Origin of the sequence: Synechococcus sp. OH2 (assembly GCF_047462155.1) — a bacterium.
GTDB lineage: Bacteria > Cyanobacteriota > Cyanobacteriia > Thermostichales > Thermostichaceae > Thermostichus.
Genome location: NZ_JANSIR010000038.1, coordinates 7,596 through 17,119, shown reverse-complemented (window position 1 = coordinate 17,119; position 9,524 = coordinate 7,596). Strand labels below are relative to the sequence as shown.

Below are 9,524 nucleotides of genomic sequence, written 5' to 3'. Positions count from 1 at the left end.
ATTGCCATCACTTCCTGTCGATGTTGTTCCAAAATACCCACTTGCTTCCTGCCTACTCTCCTGGGGGTTAAATCCTGAGTTTGTTTGTACACTGTACTGTTCTTTTGGTCGCTATGAACTGTTTGGCTACCTGGCGGATAGAGGTCTGACCTGCCAGATAAGCTGCCACGACTCTTTGCCGTAAATCCAAAGAATGGGCTGGCATCCGCTTCTCTCCTTCCTTTTGAAACCTGCACCCTAATTAACAGGCTGTACTCCAGGCTATATACTGCCGAGATTAGGCAGCTTACCGCCAGGACTAATGACCAGGGCTTGCGCCGCCGGATTCGTGGGTCAACCGCTTGGTTCAGCTTGGCATTGAGCAGCGCCGACTTTATCCGGTTGGCGGGGGGTCTTAGCTCCTGTAGCCAGCAACACCACTGACGAAGGATGGGCAAAGAATCGCTGCGTAGAGTCGATCGATCTGGCCGGCGGCGGGATCCCCTAGGGGGAGTTTCCGAGGGTTGGGGAAAGTCTGGACACTGCGGCTATGGCGCTAGCTTAGAGGCAACTCTTTTCTCAAGTTTTCTCAAGCTAGTTCGTGGGGTGGGATCCATGCTGAGGCCCAGTCTTTTGTTCTCCGGATCGGCGCTTCTGGGTTTGTTGTCTTGGCTGTGTTTGAGCGGCGAATGCGGCTGGTTGGCTTCCCTGCGCAAGGGACGGGGCGCTGTCCCTGAAGTTTCCTCGGCGCCAGCGCAGAGTGTTCAAGTGGCGGCATTTGCAGATGAACCCGATCCTGAGCTCCTGCTCAGGCAACAAGCCCAACTGGAAGCCCAAGTACGGCAGCTTGAGCAGCGCTCTCAAGCGCATCAGTTGCTGGCGCAGCAGGCGGCCCAAAGGGGGATCCCTCTTTCCACCCAGGCTGGCGAGCGTTTTCACTTGGATCGCGTCTATCTGGCGCGGCTAGCTCAATTTCTGGAACAGGAGCCGGGGAACGCGCAGCTGTATCTGCAGCGGGCTCAGTACTTCTGGGATCGGTTGCAGGGCGATCCCTTGGCCTTGCCGGAGCCAGACCAGGCGACTGCTGTTGACCACCTGCTGAGCTTGGCGCTGCGGGATCTGGACATTGCCATTGCTTTGGATCCCTATTTGCCTGAAGCTTACTTGCTCAAGGCCAGGATTCAACACGAGTATTTCGGGGAGCTGGAGCAGGCTTTGGCAACTTTGTCCCCCCTGGATCGCATTGCCTATCGCAACCCCCAACTTCACTTGTTGCGCTCTCGCATCTGGGCCGAACAGGGACATCTGGAATCGGCGTTTGATGTGTCGCACCTGGCCATCGAGCTGGCCAAGCAAAACCAAAGCCCTGCCGATCTTTTCGATGCTTATGTCCATCGCGGCCTGATGTGGGCCAGCATTTGCGACTTCAACTTGGCCGTTCAGGATTTCAGCCGAGCTATCGAGGCGCAGCCGCAGCAAGCCGAGGGCTACTACCACCGCGGCATGGCGCGCGCCTATCAGGGGGAGGATAGGGCCGCTGCCGCTGCCGACCTGGGCCGTGCTTTGACGCTGTGGCAGGCTGCAGGCAGAGGATCCCCAGAGCTGCTGGAATATGTAGAAGCAGTACGGATGGAACTGTTGCAGTAACTCCACTGCTGGCTGGGTTTCTGCTGCGGATCTTTGTCTGGCCCGTTGGGTAGAGAGGTTCTGGGTTTGGGGTCTCTGGGCAGAGGGCGTTTGGCAAGTGCGGCCAAGCCATTCCAGGGTGGTAGAGCCATCTGTTACCCAGGAAAACTGGAACGCTCCCCTTGAAGAGAACCCAGCCAGATGATGAGCCGAAGACAACTGACCCTCTCCGTCTCCTCCATAGCCCTGGTGGTGGTCACAGGGATGCTGCTGCTATTGGGGCAACTGCGCAACCTGGTGCTGACCGCGATGATTGCGTTGGTGGTGGCAGTGGCGCTGGGTCCCTTGGTGGATCTGGCGGAGCGGCTGTGCATTCCCGGCTGGCTGGGGGTGGTGGCCATTGTCCAGGGGGGCTGGACGTTTTTGTAGGTGCTGATCCTGTACGTTGCCGTTCAAAACTTGGAAACCTATCGGCTCTCTGGCTTAGCAAGAGAGCCGCTCCCCCGCGGGGAGCAACCTGGAGGGATCCTTGCCCTCTCCTGCCAGCGGCTCTGCGGAGGCCGACTCCCTGACGCGGTCAGCTTTCTCCGGGCGCAGTCTTGGCTGGGTCGAGAGGAGCTGGCGGAGCTGGCCAATCTCGCTCAGATACCGGCTCGGAGAGATCTAGAGGGTTGAAGCGGTTCATGGCCGCCCTTAATCCTTCTTGCAAGCAACACTCCACTGCTTCCACTGCTGCCCTCAGAACCCGCTCCAGCACTGCCTGCTCGGTAGGTTCAAACCTTCCCAAAACATGCCCAACCATGTCTTGGTGGCCTTTGGGCTTGCCCACCCCCAGCCGTAGGCGAGGGAAGGCCTCGCTGCCCAAATGTTGGATGATGGACTTCATGCCGTTGTGTCCGCCAGCAGAGCCAGATCCCCGCAGACGCAGGCGACCCAGGGGCAAGTCCATATCGTCGTACACCACCAGAACCGAGGCGGGATCCAACTTGTACCAATCCATCACCGCCCGCACCGACTGGCCAGAACGGTTCATGTAGGTCTCCGGTTTGAGCAGGCGCCGCTTGCCCCCCAGGGCAAGCCCTTCTCCGTAGGAGCCCTGGAAGCGCTTTTCCAAAACCAACGGGATCCCCCAGCGCTCCGCTAGCCGATCCACCACCATAAAGCCGCAGTTGTGCCGGGTGTTGGCATACTGCGGGCCAGGGTTGCCCAAGCCGACAATGAGCTGGATAGTAACCTCCTCTGGCGGCTGGCTCTTGATCTGGGTCACTGCATCGTCTTTTGCCTCCACAGGTAAAGTAGGGTAGCAGAGTTACTCTGGATAGGCGAGCCCCCGCCTCCCCCCTCTGGGCGGCGGTGGGAACGCCCGTAGCCCAGTAGAGGATAAGCCATGTCCCTCAGGCCTGCCCCCTTCGAGCTCTCCCTTGGCGAAGCTAAATTCGAGCCTGCTGCTGCCTTGCGCCTGAGTCAGCGGCTGATCCAGGTGGGGATTGCCCTTTCCTCAGAAACGGATTTAAAGCGGCTGCTGGAGCTGATTGTTGCCCAGGCGCGCGAGCTAACCTGCTGCGATGGGGCCAGCCTGTTCCTCCGCGAAGGAGATGAGCTGCGCTTTTTCGTGGTCAAGCGCAACGAGGAGCTGCGGGATCTGCGCCTCCCCCTCAGCCCTTCCAGCATCGTGGGCTATGTAGTGCTTACCGGGGAGAGCTTGAATCTGCCGGACGTTTACCAACTGCCCCCCAATCTGCCCTACGCTTTTAATCCCCAGGTGGATCGGCAGACTGGCTACCGCACCCGCTCCCTGCTCACGGTGCCGCTGCGGGATCCCTCAGGAAACATCCTCGGAGCCTTGCAACTCTTAAACCGCCTCAGGCCGGATCGTCCTGCTGAGCTAGCGCGCAACCAGGTGGCCGAATGGAGTCAGCCGTTTTCTGAGCTGGAAGTCCAGGTGGCCGAAGCCCTAGCTTCCCAGGCAGCTGTTGCTTATCAAAATGTGCGCTTGCGGGAAGAGCTAAAATCGGCTCACCTGGAAACGATTTTTTGTCTAGCTCAGGCCGCTGAGTATCGGGATCAGGACACGGCTTTCCACCTAAAGCGCATGAGCCACTACTCCCGCATCATTGCCCAAGAGTTGGGCCTCTGCAGCCATGAACAGGAGCTGATTTTCTACGCCAGCCCTCTGCACGATGTGGGCAAAATCGGGATCCCGGATGCCATCTTGCAAAAGCCAGGCCCCCTCACCCCTGAAGAGCGACAGATCATGAACCGCCACCCTGAGATTGGCTACGAGATCCTCAGCAAGTCCGACTCGGAGCTGATGAAAAAAAGCGCCATCATTGCCCTCACCCACCACGAAAAGTTCGATGGCAGCGGCTACCCGCGGGGCCTCAAGGGCGGAGGGATCCCGCTGGAAGGGCGGATTGTGGCTTTGGCCGACGTGTTCGACGCCTTGGCTAGCCGCCGTCCCTACAAAGCAGCCTGGGATCTAGACGAGATCTTTCGCTTTGTGGAAAGCAACAGCGGCAGCCACTTCGATCCGCAAGTGGTGGCAGCTTTTAAGCGCGGGCGCGGCGAAATCCTGGAGATCTACCACCGCTATCAAGAGGCTCACTAACCCCAGATCCCCTTAGCCCCTGGGTTCAGAACAGGTTCCTCGCCTGCCCACCAATAAAGCACAAATGAAAAAGAAAGAGCATCTCTCCGCACAATCCCGTATAGGCTTGTAGCCAGAAGACAAGATCTCAAGCCAAACTAAGGGTGGCCGGCTCTGTTTGCCGCCGGTTCGCTGGAAAGGCGAGCAGAGCTCTGCCTCTGTGCTCCTCTATACATAGCACATTCTTGGCCACTTGTCTCTGCCCAACCCGCGCCGAGGATCCCTGTGATGGCTACCCTGACCAATCCGCCCACTTCCACCCTCTCGATCAACACCAAGCTGCGCGATCTGGCTCTGGTGGACTTTCAGGTGAGCGAGTCCACCCCCTGCGAGAACGTGGTGCGCCGCCTAGAAGATGATCCCAGCCTTTCGGGGGTCATCGTGCTGGATGAGCGGTCGCGGGTGCAGGGGATGTTGACCCGCCGCGCCATTTTGGAGTGGATGCTGAGCAAGCCCTATGGCCTAGACGTGTTTTTGAAGCGGCCCATCAGCTCCATGGTGGAGTTCCACGGACGGGGCTTTTTGCTGCTCCCCGGCGACTGCGATGTCATCGCGGCGGCCAGCCAGGCCTTCCGGCGGCCCCAGGAGACCATCTACGACCCGGTGGTGGTACAAGTTGGTTCCCAGGACTACCGCCTTTTGGATGTGCCGGTGTTGTTGGTGGCCCAGTCGCAGGTGCATCTGGCCACGCAGCGGAAGCTGCAAGAACAGCAGGAGGAGATGCAACGGATCTTGGCCGAGCTGGAGCAAGAGAAAAACCGCAGCCTTCAGTATGCCCGCGATCTGGAGCGGCAAAAGGCCGAGATCCTCAGCCAGAACATCGCTCTAGATCGGGAGCGGCGCCAGGCCCAGCAGCGCTCCGAAGAACTGGCCCGCCTCAACGACCGCATCATCGAGATCAGCTCGGTGCTCTCGGAGAAGGGCAAATCCACCTTTGCCGCCACCTTTGCTGGAGTAGAGGCCGTTCGCCGTCTATTTCAGGAAATTGCCGACAGCAACCAGGAGCTCTCCCGCGAGCTCAAGGAAATCAACACCATCGTTGACTTGATCGTAGAGGTGGCGGGCTATATTCGCCTGCTCTCCTTTAATGCGGCTGTGGAGGCCAACCGCAGCGGCGGAGGTGGCGGTTTTGGCGCCATTGCCCAGGAGATTCGCAAATTGGCAGGGCGCACCACCGAAGCCAGCAACCGCATCCGCGGCTTGGCAGAGCGCATCCAACGCCAAAGCCAATCCACCCTGCAATCAGCCCAGGCCAGCGCCGAGATGGTGCAATCCCTTTACCAGCAGGCTCAGTCGGCCCAGGCGGCTCTGGAGGAGTTGCAAGCCCTCTTGGAGCGGGCCCAGGTTTAGCCTTTTTTGGGAGTGGTCTGGCCCTCGCGGATCTCGTAGGTGTAAAACTGCCCTGCCACTGCCAGAGTTTGGAAGTGGTAGGTGGGCAAGGAGCTCCCCAGCGGGCCAAAGTTAAGCAACGACAAATCGGTGCTGTAGAGGCTGAAGAGGATAAAGTTTTGCCGGCGGGTCTGGCGCAGGAACAGCTCTGCCAACTCCGGTTGCAGCTCTTGTACAAGGGCGTGACATTCCTCAATGAGGGTGGGCAAAAAAGCCGGGAGCTGGGCGCAGTATTCCCGCGTGGCATAGGCAGCCAACTGTTCCCCTGCGTAGGCCCCATACGCTTCCGGGGTGGGATTGGTGATGGCCAGAGCAGCCACACCTCCGGCCAGAGCCAGTCCGAACAGCAAGCCCAGAACCTTCGCCATGGCAGCCTCCAAAACAAGATCCCGATCTTCCTCTGGGCTCGGATCCCTCCAGCCATTTCCCCAATCCAGATGCGCCCGTCAGCGGGCTAGGAAGTTAAGATGGGATCCCAGACCCGATGACTTCAGATAGCATCTACAAACCCATGGAACTGGCCGATCTGAGACGCAGCCTAGAATCGCTCACCTCGCGCCTGAGCAGTGCTCAGGACTATCTTTGACCTGCCCCGCCTAGAGCAACAGATCGCCATTTTGGAGCAAGAGGCGGCGCAGCCGCAATTTTGGAACGATGCCGAGGCGGCCCGCCGCCACCTGCAACAGCTCAACAGCCTCAAGGCCTCCTGGGATCAAGTCCACCGCTGGAAGGATCGCCTGGAAGATGCTGCTAGCGCCCTGGAGCTGCTGCAAGAGGATCCCGACCCGGAGCTGTTGGCGGAAGTGTCCGGATCCCTGACGGCGGTGGAGCGGGAGCTTAGCCAATGGGAGTTGCAGCAACTGCTTTCCGGCCCCTATGACAAAAACGGCGCCATCCTCACCATCACCGCCGGCGCGGGGGGAACCGATGCCCAGGACTGGGCAGCGATGCTCCTGAAGATGTACACTCGCTGGGCAGAAAACCAGGGCTACAAGGTTCGCCTCTCAGAATACTCGGAAGGGGCAGAGGCCGGCATCAAGTCGGCCACCTTGTTGATCGAGGGGCCCTACGCCTATGGGTATCTTTCCGCCGAGAAGGGCAACCACCGCATGGAGCGCATCAGCCCCTTCAACGCCAACGGCAAGCGCCAGACCAGCTTTGCCGGCGTCGAGGTCATGCCCATCCTGGAGGAAGAGAATGAGTTCGAGCTGAGGATGGAGGATCTGGAGTTCGAGACTTCTCGTTCCGGTGGGGCAGGCGGCCAAAACGTCAACAAGGTGGAAACGGCGGTGCGGGTTATCCACAAGCCCACCGGCATTGCCGTGCGCTGCACCGAGGAGCGTTCCCAACTGCAAAACAAGGAGCGGGCTATCCAGATCCTGAAGGCGAAGCTCATCGAATTGGAAGAGGAAAAGCGCCGGCAAAAGCTGGCCGAGATCCGCGGCGAGATGGTGACCCAGGGCTTTGGGGGCCGGATCCGCACCTACACCTTCGATCCCTACAAGTTGATCAAAGACCACCGCACCAACGCCGAAACCTACAATGTCGAGGCGTTTATGAATGGCGAACCGGAGGAGCTGATGCACTTTATCCAGGCCTACCTGCGGCAGGAACGGGCCAAGCAAGCCGCCGCAGTCTAGGGCCGGCTGTGGCGCTCCCACACCGCCTGCATCAGGGCTGCCCGCTCCTGGGCTGAGATCGCGCCCAATTGAATGGGATCCCACTCTGGGAAAAACTCCCCCACCCCCCATCCCAAGGCTCTGGGATGGGCTGTTTTTGCCTGCAGGGATCCCGCCCAAACTAGGCCGTGCCAAGCGCCAATAGGGGTTTCCAGGGCCGAGGAAAACACCAGATCCAACCCCGGGTGTTGGCTGAGGTAGTCCCTCAGGGCAAGACCGGATCCGACCAAAGAGGGCTTGACCACCAGGATCCCTTGCCAGCCGGAGCGGTGGACAGCTTGCAACTGCTCCAGGCCGGCCACTGACTCATCCAGGGCAAGGGGAGTTTGAAACTCGCGGCTCAGTTGGATCAAGTCGGCGTACTGCTCCGGGGGCAGGGGCTGCTCGAAAAACTCGATCTTGCCCGGCCACTCCTGATTGAGCTGGTCGCAGAGGGCCAGCCAGCGCCGCGCCTCTTCTAGGGTCAGCCCCCCGTTGGCATCCAGGCGCAGCCGGGATCCGGGCGGCAGTTGCTCCAGCCAGCTTGCTAGCTTTTTCCACTCCTGCTCAAAGGCATCCACCCCCACCTTGCCTTTGTAAACCGGGTAGGAACCTACGGGGACGGCTTTTCCCAAAAGCCCACAAAACGCAAGCCCCGAGAGATCCCTGGCCAGCCAGCCGGGATCCCGACAGGCCAGCCAGGCGCATTCCAAGCCAAAGCGAGTGGCGGGGAGAGTTGCTGGGATCCCTTCAATCTGCGCCTCGGATAGCTCAGCCGGCAACTGCTGGCAAAACGCCAGCGCTTGCTCCAAAGTCTCGCTGCCCAACCAGGGGATGGGAGCAATCTCCCCGTGGCCCTGCTGACCCGTTTCCAGATCCGTCAGCCGGATCAGGATCCCTTCCCGGACAGACCATAGGCCGTAGCGCGTGCGCAAAGGCCGCCGGAAGAGCCGCCGATACCGGCAAAACTCAAAGCGCATTTTCAGTCCAATCCAGTTGAGGATTCCCCCGAAAGGGGAGTTTCCAATTTCTAGGGATCCTCCCAAAGGGGGAACCGAAAGAAAGAAGGGCTTGGCTTAGCACCATAGCCCTTCTCGTTTCCAATTTCTAGGGATCCCCCCGAAGGGGGAACAACAAAACTAAATACAGACTGATCAACCAGAGAAAATTGAATAGTTTCCAATTTCTAGGGATCCCCCCGAAGGGGGAACAGCCCTTGGAGGAGAACACCCCAGACTTGACCGAGGAGTTTCCAATTTCTAGGGATCCCCCCGAAGGGGGAACCCCAGGTTTGCACCGTCCGCGTCACGGGGCGGAACGGTGCCAGGTTTCCAATTTCTAGGGACCCCCCCGAAGGGGGAACCCGCCGTCATCGGTCTCCTGGTGGATCTCGAAAAATGTTTCCAATTTCTAGGGATCCCCCCGAAGGGGGAACGCCCTGAACGGGCGAGTCCAAGTGACCAACTACGACGAAGTTTCCAATTTCTAGGGATCCCCCCGAAGGGGGAACCCGTGAGGATCCGGGATAAACATAACCCTCGCCTGACCCGGTTTCCAATTTCTAGGGATCCCCCCGAAGGGGGAACACGAAGAGGTTGACCGCCCTTCGTATGAGTAGGGGGGTTTCCAATTTCTAGGGATCCCCCCGAAGGGGGAACAGCGACTAAGACGGTTACCACAGCTCCACAGCCAGCTGCGTTTCCAATTTCTAGGGATCCCCCCGAAGGGGGAACTCTACATCACCCACCTTGTCTGCGAGGGGCGGGTAAAGGTGTTTCCAATTTCTAGGGATCCCCCCGAAGGGGGAACCAAGGTCGTAGTCTAACGGCAGGCACCTTCCTGGTGTTTCCAATTTCTAGGGATCCCCCCGAAGGGGGAACACCTTGGAACGCTCTCCGTTGACAGCTGACGCCTAGCGTTTCCAATTTCTAGGGATCCCCCCGAAGGGGGAACGCCTAAGCAAGGGCGAGCTTAGCTTTGAATTCGTGTCGCGTTTCCAATTTCTAGGGATCCCCCCGAAGGGGGAACCGATCGAGAGCGTTCCGAGGTACGGCAAGCCAACCCTCTTCGCGTTTCCAATTTCTAGGGATCCCCCCGAAGGGGGAACCGGCGGTAAGCTTAAATCCGCGAGTCCGGCCTAAGGCGAAAGTTGTTTCCAATTTCTAGGGATCCCCCCGAAGGGGGAACCGGCAGCTAAGCGTCTAGCTACTGTAGCTGTTAAGGCC

General features: G+C 59.4%; 8 protein-coding genes, 1 pseudogene and 1 CRISPR repeat array. Of the genes and pseudogenes, 5 read left to right on the top strand and 4 right to left on the bottom strand.

From position 1 onward, the window contains the following. Window positions 1-205 (bottom strand): annotated as a pseudogene (locus tag NW835_RS02705) (IS630 family transposase); the annotation flags it as partial. Window positions 206-747: 542 nt separating this feature from the next. Here NW835_RS02705 and NW835_RS02700 point away from each other — a divergent pair. Together NW835_RS02700 and NW835_RS02695 are read left to right on the top strand one after the other, a co-directional pair. Beyond that, a complete protein-coding gene (locus NW835_RS02700; RefSeq protein WP_414414458.1) occupies window positions 748-1,626 on the top strand; it encodes a hypothetical protein in 879 nt (292 codons plus the stop codon). A 180-nt stretch (window positions 1,627-1,806) separates the two neighbouring features. Further along, the gene (locus NW835_RS02695; protein ID WP_414414457.1) at window positions 1,807-2,034 is read left to right on the top strand and encodes a hypothetical protein; all 228 of its coding nucleotides are present in this window, start codon (window positions 1,807-1,809) and stop codon (window positions 2,032-2,034) included. A gap of 148 nt (window positions 2,035-2,182) precedes the next feature. Here the strand turns inward: NW835_RS02695 and pth are convergent, their stop codons facing one another. Further along, entirely contained in the window at window positions 2,183-2,872 is a 690-nt protein-coding gene (pth, locus tag NW835_RS02690; RefSeq protein WP_414414456.1) for an aminoacyl-tRNA hydrolase, read from the bottom strand. A 120-nt stretch (window positions 2,873-2,992) separates the two neighbouring features. On the opposite strand from pth, the gene NW835_RS02685 reads away from it, so the two are divergent. Next, window positions 2,993-4,213 (top strand): HD domain-containing phosphohydrolase, encoded by a 1,221-nt coding sequence (locus tag NW835_RS02685; RefSeq protein WP_414414455.1) that lies wholly within the window; start codon window positions 2,993-2,995, stop codon window positions 4,211-4,213. A 267-nt stretch (window positions 4,214-4,480) separates the two neighbouring features. Beyond that, window positions 4,481-5,602, top strand: coding sequence for a methyl-accepting chemotaxis protein (locus NW835_RS02680; RefSeq protein ID WP_414414454.1), 1,122 nt, complete (start codon window positions 4,481-4,483; stop codon window positions 5,600-5,602). Here NW835_RS02680 and NW835_RS02675 read toward each other — a convergent pair. Continuing rightward, window positions 5,599-6,009 (bottom strand): DUF4359 domain-containing protein, encoded by a 411-nt coding sequence (locus NW835_RS02675; protein WP_414414453.1) that lies wholly within the window; start codon window positions 6,007-6,009, stop codon window positions 5,599-5,601. The two genes, NW835_RS02680 and NW835_RS02675, sit on opposite strands and share 4 nt — an antisense overlap. Before the next feature lie 143 nt (window positions 6,010-6,152). Here NW835_RS02675 and prfB point away from each other — a divergent pair. Further along, window positions 6,153-7,281 (top strand): peptide chain release factor 2 gene (gene prfB, locus NW835_RS02670; protein WP_414414459.1). Its coding sequence is split into 2 segments (ribosomal slippage): window positions 6,153-6,224 and window positions 6,226-7,281, totalling 1,128 coding nucleotides; the frame shifts between segments, so codons are not numbered across the junction. Here the strand turns inward: prfB and NW835_RS02665 are convergent. Further along, the gene (locus NW835_RS02665) at window positions 7,278-8,279 is read right to left on the bottom strand and encodes an o-succinylbenzoate synthase (protein ID WP_414414452.1); all 1,002 of its coding nucleotides are present in this window, start codon (window positions 8,277-8,279) and stop codon (window positions 7,278-7,280) included. The genes prfB and NW835_RS02665 overlap by 4 nt on opposite strands. Window positions 8,280-8,318: 39 nt before the next feature. Next, window positions 8,319-9,486: a CRISPR direct-repeat array (repeat unit 36 nt; unit sequence GTTTCCAATTTCTAGGGATCCCCCCGAAGGGGGAAC). Window positions 9,487-9,524: the final 38 nt, after the last annotated feature.

Bases quoted from the DNA above. Each gene is read 5' to 3' on its own strand.
- NW835_RS02685 (WP_414414455.1), top strand. From the start codon at position 2,993: ATGTCCCTCAGGCCTGCCCCCTTCGAGCTCTCCCTTGGCGAAGCTAAA.
- NW835_RS02695 (WP_414414457.1), top strand. From the start codon at position 1,807: ATGATGAGCCGAAGACAACTGACCCTCTCCGTCTCCTCCATAGCCCTG.
- NW835_RS02680 (WP_414414454.1), top strand. From the start codon at position 4,481: ATGGCTACCCTGACCAATCCGCCCACTTCCACCCTCTCGATCAACACC.
- NW835_RS02665 (WP_414414452.1), bottom strand. From the start codon at position 8,279: ATGCGCTTTGAGTTTTGCCGGTATCGGCGGCTCTTCCGGCGGCCTTTG.
- NW835_RS02675 (WP_414414453.1), bottom strand. From the start codon at position 6,009: ATGGCGAAGGTTCTGGGCTTGCTGTTCGGACTGGCTCTGGCCGGAGGT.